This is a genomic window from Pseudoxanthomonas sp. GM95 (assembly GCF_900109775.1).
Classification (GTDB): domain Bacteria; phylum Pseudomonadota; class Gammaproteobacteria; order Xanthomonadales; family Xanthomonadaceae; genus Pseudoxanthomonas_A.
Genome location: NZ_FOAX01000001.1, coordinates 1277768 through 1299722 on the forward strand (window position 1 = coordinate 1277768; position 21955 = coordinate 1299722).

The 21955-nt window shown below is 66.7% G+C and carries 27 protein-coding genes and 1 tRNA gene; 18 read left to right on the forward strand and 10 right to left on the reverse strand.

The genetic code is table 11. The annotated features are described in order from the left end of the window. Positions 1–2 precede the first annotated feature (2 nt). The 3 genes from arsC to BMZ17_RS06085 all read right to left on the reverse strand — a co-directional run bounded on the left by arsC (position 3) and on the right by BMZ17_RS06085 (position 2156). The gene (arsC, locus tag BMZ17_RS06075) at positions 3–359 is read right to left on the reverse strand and encodes an arsenate reductase (glutaredoxin) (RefSeq protein ID WP_093137153.1); all 357 of its coding nucleotides are present in this window, start codon (positions 357–359) and stop codon (positions 3–5) included. Continuing rightward, a complete protein-coding gene (locus tag BMZ17_RS06080) occupies positions 359–1486 on the reverse strand; it encodes a phospholipase A (protein WP_254775238.1) in 1128 nt (375 codons plus the stop codon). The genes arsC and BMZ17_RS06080 overlap by 1 nt, the downstream gene beginning before the upstream one ends. Before the next feature lie 223 nt (positions 1487–1709). Continuing rightward, a complete protein-coding gene (locus BMZ17_RS06085) occupies positions 1710–2156 on the reverse strand; it encodes a DUF456 domain-containing protein (RefSeq protein ID WP_093137158.1) in 447 nt (148 codons plus the stop codon). Positions 2157–2427: 271 nt separating this feature from the next. Between BMZ17_RS06085 and BMZ17_RS06090 the strand changes: the two genes are divergently transcribed. After that, complete coding sequence (locus BMZ17_RS06090) at positions 2428–2637, forward strand: cold-shock protein (protein ID WP_093137161.1); 210 nt, start codon at positions 2428–2430, stop codon at positions 2635–2637. Between the two features lie 113 nt (positions 2638–2750). Here the strand turns inward: BMZ17_RS06090 and BMZ17_RS06095 are convergent, their stop codons facing one another. Beyond that, positions 2751–3230: a glycine zipper 2TM domain-containing protein gene (locus BMZ17_RS06095; protein WP_093137164.1), complete on the reverse strand. Its 480-nt coding sequence runs from the start codon at positions 3228–3230 to the stop codon at positions 2751–2753. Positions 3231–3383: 153 nt separating this feature from the next. Beyond that, entirely contained in the window at positions 3384–3800 is a 417-nt protein-coding gene (locus BMZ17_RS06100; protein WP_093137167.1) for a hypothetical protein, read from the reverse strand. A gap of 73 nt (positions 3801–3873) precedes the next feature. Between BMZ17_RS06100 and BMZ17_RS06105 the strand changes: the two genes are divergently transcribed. Beyond that, positions 3874–4725 carry a tRNA threonylcarbamoyladenosine dehydratase gene (locus BMZ17_RS06105; protein ID WP_093137170.1) on the forward strand — a complete coding sequence of 284 codons (852 nt, stop codon included), beginning with the start codon at positions 3874–3876 and terminating at the stop codon, positions 4723–4725. Here the strand turns inward: BMZ17_RS06105 and BMZ17_RS06110 are convergent. Together BMZ17_RS06110 and BMZ17_RS06115 are read right to left on the reverse strand one after the other, a co-directional pair. Further along, complete coding sequence (locus BMZ17_RS06110; RefSeq protein WP_093137173.1) at positions 4714–5481, reverse strand: TatD family hydrolase; 768 nt, start codon at positions 5479–5481, stop codon at positions 4714–4716. The genes BMZ17_RS06105 and BMZ17_RS06110 overlap by 12 nt on opposite strands. A gap of 2 nt (positions 5482–5483) precedes the next feature. Further along, positions 5484–5708, reverse strand: a complete 225-nt coding sequence (locus tag BMZ17_RS06115) for a DUF6116 family protein (RefSeq protein ID WP_093137176.1) — start codon at positions 5706–5708, stop codon at positions 5484–5486. A gap of 166 nt (positions 5709–5874) precedes the next feature. On the opposite strand from BMZ17_RS06115, the gene BMZ17_RS06120 reads away from it, so the two are divergent. The 4 genes from BMZ17_RS06120 to BMZ17_RS06135 all read left to right on the forward strand — a co-directional run bounded on the left by BMZ17_RS06120 (position 5875) and on the right by BMZ17_RS06135 (position 10722). Continuing rightward, positions 5875–6696: a glycine zipper 2TM domain-containing protein gene (locus BMZ17_RS06120; RefSeq protein ID WP_093137178.1), complete on the forward strand. Its 822-nt coding sequence runs from the start codon at positions 5875–5877 to the stop codon at positions 6694–6696. A 206-nt stretch (positions 6697–6902) separates the two neighbouring features. Further along, positions 6903–9554, forward strand: a complete 2652-nt coding sequence (locus tag BMZ17_RS06125) for a DUF3857 domain-containing protein (RefSeq protein ID WP_175485482.1) — start codon at positions 6903–6905, stop codon at positions 9552–9554. Further along, complete coding sequence (locus tag BMZ17_RS06130; RefSeq protein ID WP_093137184.1) at positions 9551–10099, forward strand: GNAT family N-acetyltransferase; 549 nt, start codon at positions 9551–9553, stop codon at positions 10097–10099. The genes BMZ17_RS06125 and BMZ17_RS06130 overlap by 4 nt, the downstream gene beginning before the upstream one ends. Continuing rightward, positions 10096–10722: a glutathione S-transferase family protein gene (locus BMZ17_RS06135; RefSeq protein ID WP_217645731.1), complete on the forward strand. Its 627-nt coding sequence runs from the start codon at positions 10096–10098 to the stop codon at positions 10720–10722. The genes BMZ17_RS06130 and BMZ17_RS06135 overlap by 4 nt, the downstream gene beginning before the upstream one ends. Before the next feature lie 33 nt (positions 10723–10755). Here the strand turns inward: BMZ17_RS06135 and BMZ17_RS06140 are convergent, their stop codons facing one another. After that, positions 10756–11619: a CAF17-like 4Fe-4S cluster assembly/insertion protein YgfZ gene (locus BMZ17_RS06140; RefSeq protein ID WP_093137189.1), complete on the reverse strand. Its 864-nt coding sequence runs from the start codon at positions 11617–11619 to the stop codon at positions 10756–10758. Positions 11620–11658: 39 nt separating this feature from the next. Here BMZ17_RS06140 and BMZ17_RS06145 point away from each other — a divergent pair, with 39 nt between their 5' ends. The 12 genes from BMZ17_RS06145 (at position 11659) to BMZ17_RS06200 (ending at position 19960) form a co-directional block, all read left to right on the forward strand. Continuing rightward, entirely contained in the window at positions 11659–11811 is a 153-nt protein-coding gene (locus BMZ17_RS06145; RefSeq protein WP_093137191.1) for a DUF1674 domain-containing protein, read from the forward strand. A 72-nt stretch (positions 11812–11883) separates the two neighbouring features. After that, positions 11884–12279, forward strand: coding sequence for a succinate dehydrogenase, cytochrome b556 subunit (sdhC, locus tag BMZ17_RS06150; RefSeq protein WP_093137194.1), 396 nt, complete (start codon positions 11884–11886; stop codon positions 12277–12279). A 5-nt stretch (positions 12280–12284) separates the two neighbouring features. Beyond that, entirely contained in the window at positions 12285–12668 is a 384-nt protein-coding gene (gene sdhD / locus BMZ17_RS06155) for a succinate dehydrogenase, hydrophobic membrane anchor protein (protein WP_093138074.1), read from the forward strand. A gap of 6 nt (positions 12669–12674) precedes the next feature. Continuing rightward, the gene (gene sdhA / locus BMZ17_RS06160) at positions 12675–14468 is read left to right on the forward strand and encodes a succinate dehydrogenase flavoprotein subunit (protein WP_093137198.1); all 1794 of its coding nucleotides are present in this window, start codon (positions 12675–12677) and stop codon (positions 14466–14468) included. Positions 14469–14539: 71 nt separating this feature from the next. Then, on the forward strand, positions 14540–15319 hold the full coding sequence (locus BMZ17_RS06165) for a succinate dehydrogenase iron-sulfur subunit (RefSeq protein WP_093137201.1): 780 nt from the start codon (positions 14540–14542) through the stop codon (positions 15317–15319). 73 nt (positions 15320–15392) lie between these two features. Next, positions 15393–15659 carry an FAD assembly factor SdhE gene (locus BMZ17_RS06170; protein ID WP_093137205.1) on the forward strand — a complete coding sequence of 89 codons (267 nt, stop codon included), beginning with the start codon at positions 15393–15395 and terminating at the stop codon, positions 15657–15659. Between the two features lie 28 nt (positions 15660–15687). Next, the gene (locus BMZ17_RS06175) at positions 15688–16062 is read left to right on the forward strand and encodes a hypothetical protein (protein ID WP_254775190.1); all 375 of its coding nucleotides are present in this window, start codon (positions 15688–15690) and stop codon (positions 16060–16062) included. 48 nt (positions 16063–16110) lie between these two features. Next, on the forward strand, positions 16111–17373 hold the full coding sequence (locus tag BMZ17_RS06180; protein ID WP_093137210.1) for a lipoprotein-releasing ABC transporter permease subunit: 1263 nt from the start codon (positions 16111–16113) through the stop codon (positions 17371–17373). Then, positions 17366–18073, forward strand: coding sequence for a lipoprotein-releasing ABC transporter ATP-binding protein LolD (lolD, locus tag BMZ17_RS06185; RefSeq protein WP_175485483.1), 708 nt, complete (start codon positions 17366–17368; stop codon positions 18071–18073). Before BMZ17_RS06180 ends, lolD begins: the two co-directional genes overlap by 8 nt. A gap of 53 nt (positions 18074–18126) precedes the next feature. After that, positions 18127–18202, forward strand: a tRNA-Ala gene (locus BMZ17_RS06190). Between the two features lie 189 nt (positions 18203–18391). Continuing rightward, positions 18392–18919, forward strand: coding sequence for a GAF domain-containing protein (locus BMZ17_RS06195; RefSeq protein WP_093137214.1), 528 nt, complete (start codon positions 18392–18394; stop codon positions 18917–18919). A gap of 174 nt (positions 18920–19093) precedes the next feature. After that, the gene (locus tag BMZ17_RS06200; RefSeq protein WP_254775191.1) at positions 19094–19960 is read left to right on the forward strand and encodes a GAF domain-containing protein; all 867 of its coding nucleotides are present in this window, start codon (positions 19094–19096) and stop codon (positions 19958–19960) included. Between the two features lie 100 nt (positions 19961–20060). Here the strand turns inward: BMZ17_RS06200 and BMZ17_RS06205 are convergent, their stop codons facing one another. Together BMZ17_RS06205 and BMZ17_RS06210 are read right to left on the reverse strand one after the other, a co-directional pair. Next, positions 20061–20990: a helix-turn-helix transcriptional regulator gene (locus tag BMZ17_RS06205; protein ID WP_093137216.1), complete on the reverse strand. Its 930-nt coding sequence runs from the start codon at positions 20988–20990 to the stop codon at positions 20061–20063. A 318-nt stretch (positions 20991–21308) separates the two neighbouring features. Beyond that, positions 21309–21848 (reverse strand): Lrp/AsnC family transcriptional regulator, encoded by a 540-nt coding sequence (locus BMZ17_RS06210; RefSeq protein ID WP_093137218.1) that lies wholly within the window; start codon positions 21846–21848, stop codon positions 21309–21311. Positions 21849–21955 lie beyond the last annotated feature (107 nt).

The following is a 21955-nucleotide window of genomic DNA, read 5'->3' on the forward strand; positions in this document are numbered from 1 at the left end:
GCTCAGGCTGGCAGGATCTCCAGCACCTTCTCCGGCGGTCTGCACAGGCGCGTGCCGCGCTCGGTGATGACGATCGGCCGGTTGATCAGCACCGGCTTGCGCAGCATCGCCTCGATCAGCGCGGCATCGTCGATGCCCGGATCGTCCAGGCCCAGTTCGGCGTAAGCCGGTTCCTTGTGGCGCATCAGGTCGCGCACCGGCAGGCCGGTCGCAGCTAGCGTTGCCACCAGCGTGGCGCGATCCGGTGGATCGTTGAGGTAGTCGATCACGGTGGGTTCGAAGCCGGCTTCGCGGATCAGTTCCAGCGCGCCGCGGGAGTTGCTGCAGCGCGCGTTGTGCCAGATCGTCACCACCTGCATCAGTACCACTCCAACAGCGAGATACCCAGGCCGACGTAGGTCGCCTTGTGGTTGTAGTCGATCAGGCTTTCGCCGTAGCCGTGGAAAATCTCGATGTGGCCGCGCAGGTTGCGGTCGATCGGGAAGCCCCACGAGGCCTGCAGCGCGCCATGTGATTCATCGCCGCCGCGCAGCGAGTGCCGGCCCATCAGCGAGAACTCATGGCCATCGTGGCTGTAGGTCAGGGTCGCGTCGCCGCGGCCCATGTAGTTCTCGATGTCCGGATTGTCATCGTCGTTGCCGTCGGGGATGCGATACCACGGACGCACGACGAACGCCCAGTTTTCCCGGTCGAAACCCACCTGGCCGATCACGCGATTCCAGCTGCGCGAGAGCGGATCGCCACGGCCATTGGACTGGTGGTTGAGGCTCAGCCCGGCCAGGCGTCCATGCCAGCCGCCGATCTCGTAGTTGGTGCGGAACACCATCATGATCTCGGGCTCGTAGTTGGTCTCGCGGAACGGGCGCGAGGCGTCGCCGTTGTAGACCTGCCAGCGCGAGCTCTGGGTGTAGGCGCCCCAGATGTCGCCGTTGTCGCCGAACACGTTCTCCACGAACTTGGTCTTGAAGCTCAGCTGGAACTTGGCTTCCAGGCTCTGCAGGTCCTGCGCCACGGTCACGGTGTTGTCCGGGTTGGGCGAGGAGGGCGTCTCGTTCTTCTTGGAGGTCCAGAACGCCGGCAGCAGGTAGACCGGCTTGTAGGCGCGCATCTGGAACACACCGAGCTTGGAGTCGGCCGCCAGCTCCCAGCGCGAATCCAGCAGTGAGCCCTTGCCGGCGTTGGCGCGGACTGCGTCGTAATCGTCGTCGGCGAACATCGCGCCGGCGCTGTGCTTGAAGCGCTCGCCCATCGGGGCATCGGCGGGCGGGGCATCCAGCTCGCGCTGTTGCTTGGCCAGCGCTTTAGCCTGGGCGGCGGCGGCATCGGCCTGACGGGTGCTGGGCGTGCTGCGCTGGATCGCGGTGTCGTAGCAGGCCAGGCGCTGCGCATCGATTTCGATCAGCGCACAGGCTTCGACCGTGGCCGGATTGATGTTGGGCTTGCCGTCCTGGGCGGCAGCGACGCCGGGCAGGGCCGCCGCGCACATCAGCGACAGCAGGCAGGGCAGGGGGCGTGATCGGCGCATGGCGTTGACCTAGGTAAGGCGATGGATGTCCCGCAGTGTGCCGTGCGTCGACAGGCTCTGTCAGCGCGCGAAGCCTGCGTGGTGCGTTGCTCGTCGGCGTTCCCCGGATGCATCGGGCCGGCAAGCGCAGGAATTTTGGCGGTCCGGTGAAGCGGGACGCGTGAAGACGCCTGCTGGCAGGCCTTCAGTAGAACCACATCACGAAGAACAGCGCCAGCATCGCAAAGGCCAGTCCCACCTTGAGCACCATGCCGATCACCAGCCCGATCCAGGTCGCCAGCCCGACCTTGGTCGCCTGGCGCAGCTCGCGCCCGTGCAACAGTTCGCCGACCAGCGCCCCGGCGAACGGCCCGACGAAGATCCCGATCGGCAGGAACAACAGCCCGGCGAAGGTGCCGATGATCGAGCCGATGATCGCCTTGCGACTCGCACCGACCCGCTGTGCGCCCATCGCGGTGGAGAGCACATCCACGATCACCGAGAGCGCGGTCAGCAGCGCAAGTACCGTCAGCGTCACCCACCCCACCTGCTGGAAATCGCCCACCCAGGCCGCCAGCAGCATGCCGGCGAAGGTCAGCGGAAGGCCCGGAAGTACTGGAAGCACCACCCCAAGCACCCCGATCACCATCATCAGGGCTGCCAGAACGTAAAGAACGGCCTGTAATGTCACTTATTTATCCTGTCAGAACAGTGGGTTAGCCGAACATGAATGCGTGTTGAAGAGCGTTGCATTTTGAAATTTGGCGCGCTACTGTCGAATCGCTGCGCTTGCCAGGGTCACCGTGAATCGTGGCCTGATGCGGTAGATCCAGTGATCCGCTACATCGTCGTACCTCGCTTCCTCCTTGCAACCAGCCGCCAACCCAGGCGTACACACCCCCCTGTTCCAAGGAGAATCGACAATGGCAGATCGTGAAACTGGCACCGTGAAGTGGTTCAACGATGCGAAGGGTTTCGGCTTCATCAGCCGTGAGAATGGCGAGGACGTGTTCGTGCACTTCCGTGCCATCCAGACCCAGGGCTTCAAGAGCCTTAAGGAAGGCCAGAAGGTGAGCTTCACCGTCGTGCAGGGCCAGAAGGGTCTGCAGGCCGATGCGGTCACCCCTGACTGATCCACTGTATGCAACACGGGCGCGGTCGTTCCCCCGCTGCCGCGCCACGAAAAAACCCGGCATCAGCCGGGTTTTTTCATTTCCGAAGCTGCGGTGTCATTCCCGCACCGGCGTTAGCGGATGACGACCCTGCCGTTGACCACGCGCACGTAGGTGTTCTCGCGCACGCCCGCCAGGTCGCGCTGGTTGATGATCACGCTGCGGCCATCGTCCATGCGCACGGTGACGTCGTAGGTGTCGCCGGTGACGCGGTTCTGGATCGCGTTGCCGGCCACCGCGCCCGCCACGGCACCGCCGACGGCGGCCACGTTCTTGTTGCCCTTGCTGCCGCCGGTGTCCTTGGAAATCTGGCGGCCGGCCACTGCGCCCACGATGCCACCGAGTACCGCGCCGGTGCCGGTCGGGGCAGCGCGGTTGGAGGCAACGGCATCGATGCGGGTCACGATCCCGCAGTCGGCACAGTAGCGCGACTGCGGCGCGGAAGAATAGCCGCCGCCACGGCTGCCGCCGTAGCCGTAATTCGGCGAGCTGGTGGCGCAGCCGCCGAGCGTCAGGGCGCCGGCGGTCAGGAGGGCAAGGGCTCGAACGTGCATGACAGACTCCTTCGCGCTGGGGCGAATCGATGACCAGGCGGTGCGGCTGCACCGTGTGTGGCGCATCGTGTTGCGCGTGTCATGAATGCAACATCAATTTCGCCTCGCATGAACGGCGATCTCAGCCGCAGTTCATGCAACAGGCAACGCTGCTCAGTGCGCGAAGTCATCGTGGCAGGCCTTGCAGCTGTCGTTGACCTTGGCCAGCGTGGCCTGGGTGTCCGGGCAGCCGACCGGCGGGGCCGAGAGGGCGCCGTCGAGGGTGGCGCGCAACTGGCTGGCATGGGTGACGAAGCGCTGGTCTTCGGCAAGGTCGGGGAAGGCGGCTTCCAGATCGTTGCCGACCGCACGCAGGGTCTGCAGGCGCGGCAGTGCATCGCTGGTGGTGCAGCGGTTCTGCGCGATGTTCTGCTTGAGCACGTCGGTCTGCTTGGCCATCACGTGCATCACGCTGTGCGGGAACGGGTCCTTGCGGGCCTGCAGTGCGCGCATGGCCATCACCGTGGCGATGGCGCCGACCAACAGGCCGAGGAGAAACAGAAACAGGAAACGTGATGCCTGGCTGGCCATGGAGGGCTCCGTGCTGGGGTCGGCCCGATGGTACGACGCGCGACGTCAAGGCCGCGACCTTTAAACTGTGCGCATGAATCCCACTGCTCCCGCTGCCCCTCTCGTCTCCACGGTCTGGAAGGAACGCTTCGCCGGCGTCGATCGCCTGTATGGCGTCGGTGCGGTCGAGCGCTTTTCGCAGTCCTCGGTCGTCATCATCGGCCTGGGTGGCGTGGGGTCATGGGTAGCCGAAGCGCTGGCACGCTCGGGCGTGGGCAAGTTGACCCTGATCGATGCCGACGATATCTGCCTGTCCAACACCAATCGCCAGTTGCCTGCGCTGGACGGCCAGTACGGCCGCAACAAGGTCGTGGTGATGGCCGAGCGCTGCCGCGCGATCAATCCGGAGATCCAGGTCGAGGTCGTGGAGTCCTTCCTGGTGGCGTCCAACATGGAGGCCCTGCTCGGCGGACAGCCGGATCTGGTCATCGACGCCTGCGACAGCTTCCGCACCAAGGTCGAGAGCATCGTCTGGTGCCGCCGGCGCAAGCTGCCGATGATTACCGTGGGCTCGGCCGGCGGGCGCACCGACGCGACCCAGGTGCGCGTGCGCGACCTGTCGCGCACCGAGCACGACGCCATGCTGGCGCTGGTGCGCAAGAAGCTGCGCGGCGAGTTCAATTTCCCCAAGGGAGCCAAGCGCTACTTCGGCATCTCGGCGATCTACTCGCTGGAGAACGTGCAGTACCCGCAGCCGGACGGCACCGTGTGCGGCCTGCGCCCGGTGCTCGGCGCCGATGCGGCGCTCAAGCTGGATTGCGGCGCCGGCCTAGGCGCCGCCACGCATATCACCGGGACATTTGCCTTCGCCGCGGTCGGGCGCGCGCTGGAGTTGCTGCTCAAACCCAAGCGCGCTGAAGCCGCGGACGCCGCCTCAGCCGGGTAAGCGGAACAACCGCGTCGCGTTGTTCGAGGTCGCCTGGGCGATTACTTCGGGCGCCACGCCGCGCAGTTGGGCGATGGTCTCGCAGACCACCGGCAGGCGTGCGGGCTCGTTGCGCTGGCCGCGATGACCGGCATCGGGCTGGTCCGGGGCATCGGTTTCCAGTAGCAGCTGTTCCAGCGGCATCGAAGCAACCAGGCGTCGCAGGCGCTGCGCACGCTCGTAGGTGACCGGGCCGCCCAGGCCGAGCAGGAAGCCGTGCTCCCAGAGCTGCCGCGCCTGTTCCTCGCTGCCGGCGTAGCTGTGGACCACGCCGCGCAGCGGGCCGAACCTGCGGATCGCCACGATCACCGCCTCGGTCGCACGTCGCGCATGGACGATCACCGGCAGGTCGAACTCGCGCGCCAGCGCCAGCTGATCTTCGAAGTACTGCTGCTGCAGGACGTGGTCCAGCCCCTCGACGAAGAAATCCAGGCCGCATTCGCCGATGGCGACCGGTCGCTCGCGTTCGATCCAGGTGCGTAGCTGGTCGAGATGTTCCGGCCGATGTTCGGACAGGAACATCGGATGCAGGCCGTAGGCGGCGAACAAGCCTGAGCCCGGCACACACACCTGCTTGAGCTGCGCCCATCCCGCCGCCGCGATGGCGGGTACGACCTGGCGGGTGACGCCGGCCTGGCGCGCGCGCGCGATGACCGCGTCGCGGTCGGTGTCGAATTCGCTGACGTCGAGGTGGCAGTGGCTGTCGGTGAGCACCACGCTCAGCGGCTGGGGCGCTGCGGCGGCACGTCCAGCGGCACCGCCTTGCGGTCCTTCCAGCTGGCCAGCAGCAGGGTGCCCAGGCCCAGCAGGATTTCGTCGGCGAACGGCACCACGTCGGGGATCAGCAGATCCAGCACGAACAGCACCGCGGTGATCTTGAACAGCGTCGGGTAGCGCAGCTTGCGCGCCCAGCGCATCAGGGGAATGGTCATCGGGCTTGGCATGGCGGCAACTCGGGATGTCTCGGTGCACAAACGCTAGCACGCGTCCCTGAAAAGACCGTATTAAGGCAACAGGCGGTTTGGCGTGTGTCATTCGATGCCTTGTTCAGCTTGGGAGGGCAACAATCCAGCCCAGTCATCACTCGGGTCCACCCGCCCGGAGGCTTCCATGAAGAACACCACCACCATGATTCTTGTCGGCGCCGGCGCCCTGTTGTTCGGCGGCGTCGCCACGGCGGCCTACATGAACCACCGCGAATCCGCGCAGACCTTCTCCACCGTGGAAGGCGAAGCGCCGGCCACCTCCGCGCTGGATACCACTGAAGCGCTGCCGGCCAGCGACGTGCCGACCGGCGCGACCCTGCAGTACGCCGATGTGGTCAGCGTCAGCCCGGTCACCAAGAAGGGCACGCTGTACGCCACCGTGATCGGCACCGATCCGGTCCGCGAAACCACCACGACCACCACGCCGCAGGAAGTCTGCAAGGACGTGGTCGTCAACGAGCGCCTGCCCGAGCGCGACGGCAACGTCGGCGGCACGGTGGCGGGCGCGGTGATCGGCGGTCTGCTCGGCAACCAGATCGGCGGCGGTCATGGCCGCGATGCCGCGACGGCCGCGGGTGCCGTGGCCGGTGGCTTCGTCGGCAACCGCGTCGACCGTAACCACGTCGGTGGCCGCGTGGTTCAGCGCACCGAGCGCCAGTGCCACACCGAGAACGCCACTTCCGAGTCTTCCACCGTCACCGGCTACAACGTGACCTATCGCAACCCGGATGGCACCACGGGCACGATGCGCATGGACGACAAGCCGGGCAGCCGTATCGCCATGGGCAGCGCCAGCAACATCACCGGCTACAACGTGACCTATCGCTACGAAGGTCAGGAAAAGACCGTGCGCCTGGACAGCAAGCCGGACTCGGACCGCCTGCCGGTCATCGACGGCCGCGTGGTCACCCAGACCGCTTCGCTGGACACCGACGGCAAGGGCTGATCGATCCGCCTGATTGAATGAAAGAAGCCGGCGCAAGTCGGCTTTTTTCTTGCCCGCACGTGACGGGGCAGGGCGCGGATACAATCGTGGCAAGACCGCCAGGGAGACCGGGCGTCGCCCAGCGCATGCGCGCCGGGCGCGACCTCGGTGGCGGTCGAACACGTCGTGACAGCACCGCCGGCATCGACGCCGGCCTTGGGGAAAGGATGTTGTGGAAGTCTGGTGTGGCTGGCGTGTTGCTGTGGCTGTGTGCCGCGGCGCCGGGTAAGGCGCTGGATCGTCCGGCGATGGCGGCATCGCCGGCCTGGGTCGTCAACGAAGCGGACGCGCCGTCCGAAGGCAAGCCGGCCGAGCGCGATGACCTGCGCTACGAAGTGGTCTCCGACCAGATCGACCTGACCGGCGCCAAGCCGGTCTGGCATCGCCATATCCGCTATCTGGTGGCGCGCGAGCGCGGCCTGTCCGACGCCGGCAGCATCAGCATCGGTTATCAGCCCGATTACCAGTCGCTGGTGTTGAACCAGCTGGAGGTCGTGCGCGATGGCCAGCGCATCGACCTGCGCGAGCGCGCCCATTACGCGCGCCTGCGCCGCGAACAGGATCTGGACAACGGCCTGCTGGACGGCGAGCTGACCCTGAGTATCACCGTGCCGGACCTGCGCGTCGGCGACCGGTTGGATTACAGCTTCAGCGTGGTCGGCGATAACCCGATTTTCGGCAACGCGTACTACGAAACCTACGCCGCGCGTTACGGCGTGCCGCTGGCGTTCCGCCGGGTGCTGGTGCGCTACCCGGCCACGCATCCACTGCGTTCGCAGGTCACCGCGCCCGGGTTCGACATGGCGCGCAGCTTGGCCGGCAACGTTGCGACCCTGGACATCACCGCGCACGACCTGCCAGCGGTGCGTGAGCCGGACGAGACGCCGGAAGGCCACGACAGCTTCGGCCGGATCAGCGTGTCCACCGTGCAGGACTGGGAGTCGGTCGTGGACTGGGCCGTGCCGCTGTATCCGCGGGCGTTTTCAGATCGCGACGTGGCGGACAACATCGCGCGCCAGCTCAAGCTCGATCCGGCCCAGCCTGAAAGCTCGTTGCTGCGTGCGGCGGCCTTCGTCCAGGGCCAGATCCGCTACACCGGTCTGGACATGGGCGACAACTCGCACAAGCCGCACGCGCCGGAAGAAACGCTGCGCAACCGCTACGGCGACTGCAAGGACAAGGCGACGCTGCTGATTGCCCTGCTTGCGCTGGCTGACGTCCGCGCCGAGCCGGTGCTGGTCAACACGCGGCCGGGCTACGACCTGGGCGTGGCGCTGCCGGGCGCCAATGTGTTCGACCACGTCGTCGTCCGCGCGCACTTGCCGTCGGGCGAGGTGTGGGTCGATGGCACCCGGGATCGCGAGGATGGCCCGCTGGCCGAGCGCCGCGCGCTGCCGTTCCGCAGCGGCCTGCCGCTGGTGTCGGGCGCGACCGCCTTGGTGGAGGTGCCGTATCCTGTGCCGTCGCGGCCGCAGGTGGACGTGGACGAGCGCGTGGACCTGACCGAGCGCGGCGATGGCTATGCCACGACCTTCAAGGTGGCCACGACCTATCGGCAAGGGCAGGGCGACAACATCGTCGAGGCCTTCGCCAATGACGGCGCGCAGGAACAGGGCCGCCGCTACCTGCGCTATATGCGCGATTTCTACGACGGCCTCCAGGCCAAGGGCGATCCGCGCCTGGACGAGGCCGACGGCCCGACGCCCAGCATCCACGAGACTTACGCACTGAACTGGGACAAGGCCGACGGCAGTGCGCTGGACTTGTGGCTGTTCCAGCTCAACGACTGGATGAAGGAGATCCCTGACGAGCCGCGCACCACGCCGCTCGCGCTGCAGGGTCCGCGACTGGCGCGGCAGCGGATCACGCTGCACATCGATACGCGGATCAACGTGCCGGACCTGCGCCAGGAGGTCAGCAATCCATGGTTCCGTTTCGTGCGGACCGAGCATGTCGAAGGCCAGACCATGATCATCACCGGCGAATGGGCGCGCCTGGCCACCCAGGTGCCGGCCAGCGGCATCGCCCGGGCCGCGCGCGACATGGACAAGGCCCGCGACCTGCTGGTGTTTACGCTGGATCTGGATCCACAGACCGGACTGGCTGCGAGCACGTGGAAGGATTGGCGCTGGCCGGTCGTCGCGGTGTGCGTCACAGCGCTGCTGGTGCTGGCGAGTTTCCTGCTGCGCCGTCGCCGGAGTTTGATCGGGATGCTGTTCCGCCCGCGCGCGACCACCGCCGCGCTGCCACAGCGGCGCTGGCTGCGGGTCTCGGGCTGGGCAACGTTCTTGCTGGTGACTTTCGTCTTCGCACTGGCCGATGGCCTCGAGCCTGGCCTGCAGGGTCGCGCGCTGTGGGCGCAGTGGGGCATCGCGATGGTGGCCACCTTTTTTGCCTGGGTGCGTCTGGCCATTGGCGTGTCGATCCTCAAGCTGGCCCTGCGCTGGTTGAAGCGACCGGTCGACTTTGGCGTGCTGTTCACCGCGGTGGCGGCGGCGGGCTTCCCGCTGCTGGTCTTTACCCTGGGCGTGCTGCTGGCGGTGCAGGGCCACCTGGGCTGGCTGCACGATGCGTTCGAGGCCAAGGGCATCGAGGCGCCTGGGGTACTCACCGCTGGTGTGCTGCTGGCGATCGGCGGGATCTGGGCTTGCGTGTCTTCGGTCTGCGCCGTCGCGGCCGTTGCTGGAAGCTCGCGCCGTCGCGCGCTGGCCGCGGTCGCGATCTGCATGGGTTTCATGCTGGTGTTGGTGGGAGCGCTGTTCGGCGCCTCTAAACTGCTGGGCTACGCGGCCATCGCCGCACGTGGAGCCGCCTCATGAGTGTCTTCGACCTGCAACTGGAAACCGAGCGCCTGGTCCTGCGCCCGCCGCGCGCCGAGGATCTCGATGCCTGGGCGGCATTTGCGACCGACGAGGAGGCAATGCGCCATCTCGGCGGCACGATGCCGCGTTCGGTCGCCTGGCGCAGCCTGGCCACGGTGGTCGGTGCCTGGCAGATGCAGCAGTTCGGGTTCTTCTTCGTGTTCGAGAAAGCCACCGGCGACTGGGTCGGCCGGGTCGGTCCGTGGCAGCCAGAAGGCTGGCCCGGAACCGAGGTCGGCTGGGGCATCAAGCGCGATCGCTGGGGCCTGGGCTATGCGCCCGAAGCGGCGTCCGCCGCCATCGACTGGGTGCTCGGCCAGCACGCCTGGGATGAGGTGATCCACACCATCGCGCCGGACAACCAGGCTTCCAAGCAGGTTGCGGCCAAGCTGGGCAGCCGTCTGCTGCGCATGGGCGTGATGCCCGCGCCGTACGATGGCCAGTCCGTCGAAATCTGGGGTCAGTCGCGCGCCGAGTGGCAGGCAAAAGGAGCCCGCGCATGATCAAGGTGTATGGCATGTCCTCCTCGGGCAACTGCCACAAGGTGAAGCTGGCGCTGGAGTTGCTGGAGCAGCCGTACGAGTGGATCGAGACCGACAGCGCCGCTGGCCAGACCCGCACGCCGGCGTTCCTGGCCAAGAATCCCAACGGCCGGGTGCCGATCATCGAGCGCGAGGATGGCAGCGTCCTGGCCGAATCCAACGCGATCCTGTGCTGGCTGGCCGAAGGCACGTCGCTGGTGCCGGCCAATGCCTGGGCGCGCGCGCAGGTGATGGCGTGGCTGTTCTTCGAGCAGTACAGCCACGAGCCGTTCGTGGCCGTGGCGCGCTTCATCTGCGGCTGGACGCCGGCCGATTCGCCGCGTCGTGCAGACCTGCCGCGCCTGCGCGAACGCGCAACCGAGGCGCTGGCCGTGATGGAGCGACACCTGCAGGCGCAGGACTGGTTCGGCGGGCAGGCGGTCTCGATTGCCGATATCGCGCTGTTCGCCTACACGCACTGCGCCGACGATGGCGGGGTGTCGCTGGCGCCATTCCCGGCCGTGCAGGCCTGGGTGGCACGGATGCTGGCCTTGCCGCAGGTGATGGCGATGCCATCGCCACCGGGCCTGTTGCCGGCAGCCTGACCTTTCCGCGAGGCCGGAAGCGGCCGGGCGCGATCAGCGCGCCAGGCCGTCCAGTAGCGGTAGCAGCCGCAGGGCCAGGCCCGCGCTGCGCAGCTCGCCCGGCGGGTGGTCCAGCGGCAAGACGGCAAGGGCGGGGCCGGGCACACGCGTGCTGGCGCTGACGATCTGGCCGAGTGCCTTGTCGCCTTCTTCCACCGATGCGCCGGGAACGAGCAGGGCATCGCTGTCCAGCAACGCCAGGCCGCGCTTGGCCTTGCCGAGGAAATGGGTGCGGGCCACGATTTCCTGACCGGGGTAGCAGCCCTTCTTAACACTGAAGGCGCGCAGGCGTTCCAGCGAGAGCTGCTGCGGCGTCCATTGCTCGCGCTGCGAGGCATCCAGACGCGGCAGGCCGTGGCGCAGGTCGATATCGCGCCAGTGGGCGAGGGCGGCGGCATCGGTTTCCACTGGGTGGGACGACAGCCGCAGCGTGCGCGGCTGATGCGCGCTGCCGACATCCAGCTCGATCACATCGCCGTCGATCTGCAGCAGTGCGCCCTGTGCCAGCGCCGGCGCAGCCAGCACGCCCTGGACCTGCAGGCCCGCGGGCACCTCGACCGCCACCTTTTTTCGGAAGACGAAACGTTTGAGCGCCGGGGCCAGCTCAATGGCCGGCGTATCGGGCAGCACCAGCAGCAGGCGGTCGTTGGCCACGCGCAGCACCGCGAAGATGGCGATGACCCGGCCCTTGGGCGTCAGCCAGGCGTTCCACTGCCAGCGGCCGTCTTCCAGCGCGTTGAGGTCGTTGGCGAACTGCGCCTGGGCGAAGGCCACCGCGTCCGGACCCTGCAGCGCTACCACGCCGTGGTCGGCCAGGGCAAAGGCCCGGTCACTGGGAATTTGACGGTTGTCAGTCAAGATCGTGAGGCTTAAAATTTTGTGCGTTGCGAGAATCACATGATAGGCCAAACACCTCCCACCCCCGAACCCGATCCTGAAACGCTGCAGCCCGAACCGGCGCCAGCGCAGAAGGAGATCGGTGGGCGCGACGGCCCCGAGCCGACGCGTTACGGGGATTGGGAAAAGAACGGGCGCTGTGTCGACTTCTGATGTCGACCCTCACAGCGCCTTCCAGCCAACGCGGCCTTAGCTGACCGCCCAGCCGAGACAAAGAGCCACGCAATGGCGACACGTCAACGTCCGCTTTCCCCGCACCTCCAGGTGTATCGCTGGCAGATCCAGATGGCCACGTCCATCCTGCATCGTGCCACCGGCATCATCCTCGCCCTCGGCGCGCTGTTGATCACCGCCGCACTGGTCGCCCTGTCCACCGGCCCCGGCGCCTGGACCTGCATCGGCACCCATGCCGGCGCGTGGTATGGCCTGGTCTTCCTGTTCCTGTGGACCTGGGCGTTCACCTATCACCTGCTCAATGGCATCCGCCACCTGGCGCAGGACGGTGGCCTGGGGTACGCGATCTCGGCCTTTACCCGTAACGGCTGGCTGGTCAGCGGCGGCAGCCTGGTGCTGGCGGTGCTGATCTGGGTCGGCGTCTTCGCCAAGGGAGGCCTGGCATGAGCGGCATCAAGCGTTACCGCACCCCGTTGAAGACCGCCCGCGGCCTGGGTTCGGCGAAGGAAGGCCTGCACCACTGGCTGATCCAGCGCTACACCGCCGTGGCCCTGATCTTCCTGGCTTGCTGGTTCCTGTATTTCGTCATCAGCCTGGTCCACGCCGACTACCTGGCCGCGACCGACGCCATCGCCAAGCCGTGGAACGCCATCGCGCTGGTGGCCTTCCTGCTGGCCATGTTCTGGCACGCGCAGCTGGGCGTGCAGGTGGTCCTTGAGGACTATGTTCACACGCCGCTGCTGGCGATCGCCGCGCAGACCGTGGTCCGTTTCATCTGCATCCTCGGTGCGCTCGCCAGCGTGTATGCCGTGGTCCGCATCGCTTTCGGGAACTGAGCCAGCATGTCTTCCGCATACAAGATCACCGAACACAAGTACGACATGGTCGTGGTCGGCGCCGGCGGCGCGGGCCTGCGTGCCACCTTCGGCCTGGCCGCAAAGGGCCTGCAGACCGTCTGCATCACCAAGGTCTTCCCGACCCGTTCGCACACCGTGGCCGCGCAGGGCGGTATCTCCGCCGCGCTGGGCAACATGGGCGAGGACGACTGGCGCTACCACTTCTTCGACACCATCAAGGGGTCGGACTGGCTGGGCGACCAGGACGCGATCGAATACATGTGCCGCGAGGCCATCCCGGCCATCCTGGAGCTTGAGCACCAGGGCGTCCCGTTCTCGCGCACCGAAGAAGGCAAGATCTACCAGCGCCCGTTCGGTGGCATGACCACCAAGTACGGCGAAGGCCCGGCTGCCCAGCGCACCTGCGCTGCCGCCGACCGCACCGGCCACGCCATGCTGCACACGCTGTACCAGCAGTCGCTGGCGCACAACGCGCGCTTCATGATCGAGTACTTCGCGCTCGACCTGATCTTCGACGAAGAAGGCGTCTGCCGCGGCGTGCTCGCACTGGACATGGCCGAAGGCACGCTGCACCTGTTCCGTTCGCACGGCGTGGTGCTGGCGACCGGCGGCTACGGCCGCGCCTACTTCAGCGCCACCTCGGCCCACACCTGTACCGGTGACGGCGGCGGCCTGGCGATGCGCGCCGGCCTGCCGATGCAGGACATGGAGTTCGTGCAGTTCCACCCGACCGGCATCTACGGCGCGGGCTGCCTGATCACCGAAGGTGTGCGCGGCGAAGGCGGCATCCTGCGCAACTCCAACGGCGAGCGCTTCATGGAGCGCTACGCACCGCACTACAAGGACCTGGCATCGCGCGACGTGGTCGCCCGTTCCATGACCATCGAAATCCGCGAAGGCCGCGGCGTCGGCGAGCACAAGGACCACATCCTGCTCGACCTGACCCACCTGGGCCCGGAAGTGATCAACGAAAAGCTGCCCGGCATCGCTGAAAGCGCCCGCATCTTCGCCGGCGTCGACGTGGCCACCCAGCCGATCCCCGTGCTGCCGACCGTGCACTACAACATGGGCGGCATCCCGACCAACTACCACGGCGAAGTCGTGCGCAAGGTCGGCGACAACCCCGATGCGGTCGTGCCGGGCCTGTACGCCATCGGCGAAGCGGCCTGCGTGTCGGTGCATGGCGCGAACCGCCTGGGCTCCAACTCGCTGCTGGACCTGGTGGTGTTCGGTCGTGCGGTGGCCAACCGCTGCGCCGAAACCATCAAGTCGGGCGCGCCGCACAAGACGCTTGCGTCGGACAGCTGCGACAAGGCGCTGGGCCTGCTGGACAAGCTGCGCCATGCCAATGGCGACACGCCGACCTCGGTCATCCGCGACAACATGCAGCGCACCATGCAGGCTGACGCAGCCGTCTTCCGCACCAGTAAGACGTTGAAGGAAGGCTGCGAGAAGATGGCCAAGGTGTTCGACAGCTTCCAGGACGTGAAGGTCTCCGACCGTTCGCTGGTCTGGAACTCGGACCTGATCGAAACCTACGAGCTGAGCAACCTGCTGCTCAACGCCGTGGCCACGATCAACTCGGCCGAACAGCGCCACGAGAGCCGCGGCGCGCATGCGCACGAGGACTTCCCGGACCGCGACGACGTCAACTGGCACAAGCACACGCTGGTCAACGTCGACGACAAGGGCCAGTGCAGCTTCGACTACCGTCCGGTGCACATGTACACGCTCAGCAAGGACGTGGACGTGGTCCCGCCGAAGCCGCGCGTTTACTGATCAATGCCGTGAATCGGCGCGCCGTAACGCCTGGCGCGCCGACTCCCCAATCCTCTACCCGGACCTAGGCCATGGCTGAGTTTGCACTCCCCAAGAATTCCAAGATCGGCAAGGGCAAGCATTACCCTGCCCAGGGCGCGAAGAACACGCGCACCTTCAAGATCTACCGCTGGAACCCGGACGAGGACAAGAATCCGCGCACCGATTCCTACGAGATCGACCTGGATAAGTGCGGTCCGATGGTCTTGGACGCGCTGATCAAGATCAAGAACGAGATCGATCCAACCCTGACCTTCCGCCGTTCGTGCCGCGAGGGCATCTGCGGTTCGTGCGCGATGAACATCAGCGGCACCAACACGCTGGCCTGCACCAAGGCCATCGAGGAGTGCGGCAAGGGCGAGGTCCCGATCTATCCGCTGCCGCACATGGACGTCATCAAGGACCTGGTGCCGGACCTGACCCACTTCTACGCGCAGTACGCCTCGATCAAGCCCTGGCTGCGCACGCAGACCCCGGCGCCGGATCGTGAGCGCCTGCAGTCGCCGGAAGACCGCAAGAAGATCGACGGCCTGTACGAGTGCATCCTGTGCGCGTGCTGCTCCACCAGCTGCCCGAGTTACTGGTGGAACGGCGAGCGTTACCTGGGCCCGGCGATCCTGCTGCAGGCCTATCGCTGGATCATCGACTCGCGCGACGAGGACACCGGTGCGCGCCTGGACGATCTGGAAGATCCGTTCAAGCTCTACCGCTGCCACACCATCATGAACTGCGCGCGCACCTGTCCGAAGGGCCTGAACCCGGCCAAGGCGATCGCCGAGATCAAGAAGCTGATGCTGGCCCGCGCGGCCTGATCACGCCTGATGCTGCACGCAACGCGCCCTCCGCTGGAGGGCGTTTTGCTTTCCACCTTCTGGGACTTTCCGCATGAGCGACGCTGCCGAACCCATCTTCGATCCGGTCATCAAGCGCCTGCGCTGGCGCTGCCGCCGCGGCATGCGCGAGCTGGACCAGCTGTTCGAGCGCTATCTGGACCGCGCCTGGGCGACCGATTCCGAAGCGCAGCGGGCGGTTTTCCTACAGCTGCTCGAATGCGAGGACGATAAGCTCTGGCGCTGGTTCATGGGCTACGAGGAATGCCCCGATGCCGCGCTCGCACAGCTCATGGAAAGGATCCGCCAGCTGCCGGCTTGAGTGGCGTCCGTCGCGCTGGGTGCGCGGCATGCTGATCTTGCTGGGTGTGCTGTCGGTAGTGTCGCTGTTCGGCAGCGCGCTTCCGGCCTGGATGGCAGGTGTGCTGGCGGTGCCGGTGTTGGGGTTCGCTGGCCATGCACTGCGTCGGTATGGCCGGCAACCCGCGCGCATCCTGGTGATCCCGGGCGGAGATGCGTCGCCGATGCTGGATGGCATCGCGCTGGTGCGTTGCGCGCTGCAATGGCGCGGGCCGCTGGCCTTCCTGGCCTGGCAAGACGTGCAGGGCCGGCGCGGCCACTTGGCCTGGTGGCCCGATACGCTTGATGCACGCCAGCGACGTGAACTGCGTCTGGCCGCAGGCGATGCCGCGCTGTGCGCCACGATGGCGGCGATGGCACCATAGCGGGCCAACAGGTCGCTTCCGGGCCTGACTCTTTCATTGCAGGGCGCAATGTTCAAACCCATTCCTGTCGCCATCGGCCTGCGTTACCTGCGCGCCAAGCGGCGCAACGGCTTCATCTCCTTCATCTCGCTGGCCTCGATCCTCGGCATCGCCCTGGGCGTGACCGTGCTGATCACCACGCTGTCGGTGATGAGCGGTTTCCAGCGCGAGATCCGTGATCGCCTGCTGCAGATGACCGCGCACGCCACCGTCAGCGCGGCCGGCCAGCCGATGCAGGACTGGCCGCTCGCGGTGAAGATGGCGCTGGAAGATCCGCGCGTGGCGGGCGCCGCGCCGTACGTGGACAGCGAGGCGCTGATGACCGGCGCGGCCGAGCAGGGACAGGGCGCGTTGGTGCGCGGCATCGTGCCGGACCAGGAAGAGCACGTCTCGGTACTGGCCCAGAAGATGGACGCCGGCTCGATCGACACGCTGCAGCCTGGCAAGTTCAACATCCTGCTGGGCAGCGAGCTGGCGGTGTGGCTGGGGGTGCGCGTGGGCGACACGGTCAACGTGGCGACCACCGAGATGACTAGCACGCCGATGGGCGCGATCCCACGCGCCAAGCGCTTTACCGTTACCGGCATCTTTACCGTGGGCTACAACGACGTGGACAAGGGCATGGCCTTCGTCCATATGCAGGACATGCAGGCGCTCAAGCGCATGGGCAGCGGGGTCAGCGGCGTGCGCCTGATGCTGCACGACATGAACCAGTCCTGGCAGGTCGCGCGCGACCTGGCCGGACGCCTGCAGCAGCTCGGGCCTTATCCGTATCGCATCAGCGACTGGACCAGTGAGAATGCCAACCTCTACCAGTCGCTGAAGATGGAGAAGACGGTGATGGGCATCCTGCTGTCGCTGATCATCGCGATGGGTGCCTTCAACCTGGTCTCCTCGCAGGTGATGCTGGTGACCGACAAGCAGGCCGACATCGCCATCCTGCGCACGCTGGGCCTGACCCCGCGCGGGGTGATGCAGGTGTTCATGGTGCAGGGCACGCTGATTGGTGTGATCGGCACGGTGGCCGGCGTGATCGGCGGTCTCACCCTGACCATGAACCTGGAGCGCATCCTCGAGCTGATCGAGCATGTGTTCAAGGTGACGCTGCTGCCGTCGGACGTGTACTACATCACCGGCCTGCCGTACGACCTCAACCCGCACGAGATCGTGCTGATTGCTTTCATCGCGCTGGGCATGAGTTTCCTGGCCACGCTGTACCCGGCGTGGCGCGCGGCGCGTACCGATCCGGCCGAGGCCCTGCGCTATGAATGACATGACCCCACACGCCGACGGCACCGTGATCCGCGCTGAAGCGCTGGCCAAGACCTACGCCGAAGGCAAGATGAAGACGCCGGTGTTCGACGGGCTGGAGCTGGCGGTCGAGGCCGGCGAGACCGTCGCCATCGTCGGTGCTTCCGGCGCCGGCAAGAGCACGCTGTTGCACCTGCTGGGTGGACTGGATACGCCGACCTCGGGCGAGGTGTTCGTGGCCGGGCAGCAGATGTCCAAGCTGTCCAACTCGGCGCGTGGCCAGCTGCGCAACCGGGCGCTGGGCTTCGTCTACCAGTTCCACCACCTGCTGCCCGAGTTCACCGCGCTGGAAAACGTGATGATGCCCGTCGCCCTGGGCGGCCAGGACATGGCCACTGCCAAACAGCGCGCCGCGGCGCTGCTGGAGCAGGTCGGCCTGGGGCATCGCCTGGAGCACAAGCCGGGCGAGCTCTCCGGCGGTGAGCGCCAGCGCGCGGCCGTGGCCCGTGCCCTGGTCAATCGGCCTGCCTGCGTGCTCGGCGACGAGCCCACCGGCAACCTGGACGAGAAGACTGCCGCGACGGTGTTCGACCTGATGCTGGAGCTCAACCGCGCGCAGAAGACCAGCCTGGTGCTGGTCACCCACGACCGCCGTCTGGCCGCGCGCCTGGACCGCACGCTGGAGCTGCACCAGGGCAAGCTGCGCCCGATCGTGCTCTAAGCAGGCCAGGAAAGTTGGCAAGCGCCGGCAACGGCCGGTAGAATCGCAGGCACGGGGCCATAGCTCAGCTGGGAGAGCGCGTCGTTCGCATCGACGAGGTCAGGAGTTCGATCCTCCTTGGCTCCACCACTTTCAAGAAGCCGCCTTCGGGCGGCTTTTTTTGTTGCCGCTTTCCGCAGGTCATGTCGCGCCGGGATGCGGCTCCCATTGCATGCCCGAAACCCGGCGCAGGCCCGATCTGTGACGCAGGTTTTTCGCCGTGACGCGCCGCCGCCAGTTGCGCGACCATGGCGCGCAAGCCGCGAACAAGGCATCGAAATGAGCGAGCAGGAACAGGGGCAGTCCGGGGCGCAGGACCGGGCGCGCGAGGTTGAACAGGTTGCGTTGTTGGTGCCGGGCCTCAACGACGTGCTGGAGCAGGTGCTGCACATGACCGGCATGCGCTTCGCCGCGGTGGCGCGGGTGACCGAAAGCCGCTGGACCGCGCTGGCGGTGCTGGATCGCTGGCAGTTCGGCCTGAAGCCGGGCGATGACCTGGTGATTGAGAAGACGATCTGCAACGAAGTGCGCAAGCACCGCCAGGTCGTGGCCTTCAGCCATGCCAGCGCCGATCCGCGTTTTGCCTCGCATCCATTGCCGGCGCTCTACGGATTCGAAAGCCACGTCTCGGTGCCGATCTATCTGGAGAGCGGCGAGATGTTCGGCACACTGTGCGCTCTGGACCCGGAGCCGCGAATGGTGACCGACGCGCTGGTCGGCGAGATCGTCGAACTGGCCGGCCTGATCGGCGGCACGCTCAGCCAGGATCTGGCGGCTGTGGACGTCGATGGTCGTAGCGCCGCATAAGCCGATGGCGCGGACACCCGGATCCTTTGCCAGATGTGCGCGCCGGCATTGCCCAAGTTCGCCTGCTGGAAAGCGCCATTACCCTCGACGCAGCGCGGGACCGGCGTGCTGGCACGCCGTCATGGCGCGGCGCATGATGCGGAACCGATCGGCCGCCGTACCTGGGAACCTGACGTGTCCTTCGATCAAGCCCGCCTCACCTTAGGACTGACGCACCCGCAGATCGTGGGCTTCGACCTGCCGTCGCCGATGGCGCAGGGGCGAGGGCAGCAGGGCGATGTGCTGGTGGCCATGCTCGACGGGATTCCTGCGGTGGAATGGCGCCAGTGCTTCCTGCAGGAGGCCGCGCGACGCGTTTCCCAGCGCCAGGTGGCGGACCTGCGCCTGGTCGGTGCCACGATCGCGTCGGTGGCCGGCAGCGTGGAACTTCGCTTGCTGCCTGCGCTGTTGCAGGACGTGGTCTTCCTGGTGAATGTCCGTTGCCAGCGCCTGCTGGCGGCCGGCAGTGCGTTGCCGGCCGGCGCGCCCGTGCCGACCGGCGACGCGGATGCAACGGATTTCAGGCAGGAGGAAGTCCGGCACGTGGCGCAGACGCCGGGCATGCAGCACACCCTGGAGCGAGTCGCAGCAATCACCGGGATGCGGTTCGTCGCCATCGCCCGCATTGCCGACAAGCGCTGGACTGCGCTGGCCGTCCACGACCTGCTCAACTTCGGCCTGCATCCAGGGCAGGACCTGCTGTTGGAGTCGACCATCTGCAACGAGATCCGCGGCCACGGCCAGGTCGTGACCTTCAATCAGGCCAGTACCGACAAGCGCTTCGCCACGCATCCAACGCCGGCGCTGTATGGCTTCGAAAGCTATATCTCGGTGCCGTTGATCCTGGAGGACGGCGAATTCTTCGGCACGCTGTTCGCGCTGGACATCGCGCCGGCCGCGCTCGATGCGGCGGCCATCGCCGACGTGACGGCGCTGGCCAGGGAGTTGGCGCGCTCGCTCAGTGCGGTGCTACAGGCAGAGCAGGCCACCGCGCAGTCCTGATCGGTGCGCGCGTGGTTGCCCCAGATCAAAACAAAAGCCCGCCGGATGGCGGGCCTTTGCGTTGCGCGATGGCGCAATGCCACCGCACGAAACGCCGCCCTCAGGCGGCGCGACGATGGTTCTGCGTATCGCGCGGCAGCTCGCCGAAGGCGCGGCGATAGCCGGCCGAGAAGCGCGACATGTCCCAGATGCCGCAGTTCATCGCCACCGAACTGATCGAGCGCCGTCCACCGTCGGGCGCGGACAGGCTGCAGCAGGCCGCCGACAGGCGCAGTGCCGATAGGTAGCGATTGGGCGAGATGCCGGCGAACTCGAAGAACACGTTCTGCAGCGTGCGCGGACTGATGCCGGCGGCGCTGCACAGGTCCTTGATGTAGATCTCCTCGCGCATGTGGCCGCGCGCAAAGTCCTCGGCCTGGCGGAAGGAGATGTAGCGCACCCGGCGCGCGTGGCTGGCGATGATCTTGTCCAGCGGGCTGGCGGCCGCTACGGCTTCGGCATGGGCGCGCGCGATGGCTTTCAGTTCCTGCGTGGTGACGGCGTCAGCGGCCTGGCGCAGGCTGCGGTCCAGGCTGCGATAGCGCGCGTGGATCGGATGCTCGGGCGTGGTGGCGATGATCGCCGGCAGGTGCTGGCGCGAGAGGCCGCCGCAATAAGGCGCGAGCAGCTCGGTGCGGATCAACAGATGGGTCACGATCGTGCCTGGTTCCAGCACCATTTCGTTGGGCATGCCCGGCAGCAGGGTGAGCAGCTGCCCTTCGCTCAAGGTGGTGCCCTGGTACCAGCTGGTGTCGCTGCCAACCGCATGCACGTACATCAACATGCACCAGCCATCGGGCAGGGCAAAGCTGGCGCGCGAGCGAAAGCCCATGGTGCAGGTGACGGCCGACAGCTCGCCCACGCGGCACTGGTGCAGGTCCAGGTGCGGGCCGGGACCGTCCAGCACGATCAGTTGCAGGTCGCAGACCTGGAGTTGCTGGCACAGGTCGAACAGGTTGTGGCGTGCGAAGACTTCAGTCGACTCGCGCATGGGCGCCTTGGCGGATCTACCTCCGCCGGGATTGGGGTCACTGGGCTTTAAACAGGATTCGTGCCAAATCCTGAAACCCTTTCAACGCGGTCGTTACGAGGCCTTGCTTTGCTTATTTGGAAGCGCTTTACCGCATGGGTGTGCGCTGGTTCTCTTAATGTTTGGGCAACATGTCTTTCATGAAAATAACTGCGATCGATTGCTCGGTTGCATGTTGGCCTTCCGCGGTGGGACTGGTTTGGACGGCTCAGGTCACTGTGGGAGATCGCTCACAGAAGCGTCACAAAGCACCGGCGTGTAGACGCTCAGTGCGAAGACTCAGGAAGGCAGCGCTGCCGGATCGAACGCCGCGCCATCGGTCGGCGCCTTGACGGCCTTGGTCACGACGTAGGTGTAGTAGCGCTCGATGCCCAGGTCTTCCTGCAGCAGGCCTTCCATGAAGGTCTGGTAGTGCTCGATGTCGCGGCACTGGATCATCGCGATGAAGTCGATGCCGCCGCCGGTGGCGTAGCAGAAGGCCACTTCTGGCGCATCGCACATGCGCTGGGCGAAGCTGCGCATGGAGTGCGCGGTGTGGTGGCCCAGTACGATCTGCACCAGCACCTGGCTGCTGCGGAACATGCGCTGCCAGTCGATGATCGCGCGATAGCCGCGGATCAGGCCGGCCGCTTCCAGCTTGCGCACGCGCTCCCAGGCCGGGGTGATCGACAGGTTGATCTGCTCGGCCAGGCTGGACTTGGTGATCCGCGCATCGGTGGAGAGGATGCGCAGGATCTTCAGGTCATAGCGGTCCAGGCGGAGCCCGTCATTGCCGCGCAGCAGGCGTAGGTCATCGCTGGAGGAAACGTCGGAATGCATAAGCAGGGCGCTGCAGGGATGGGGCGGACGACAGGCGCGTCAGGATAGGGAAAGGTGATCCGGCACGCGCCGATGCACCGGGCTAGAGATCGGCTGGAATGCGAGTC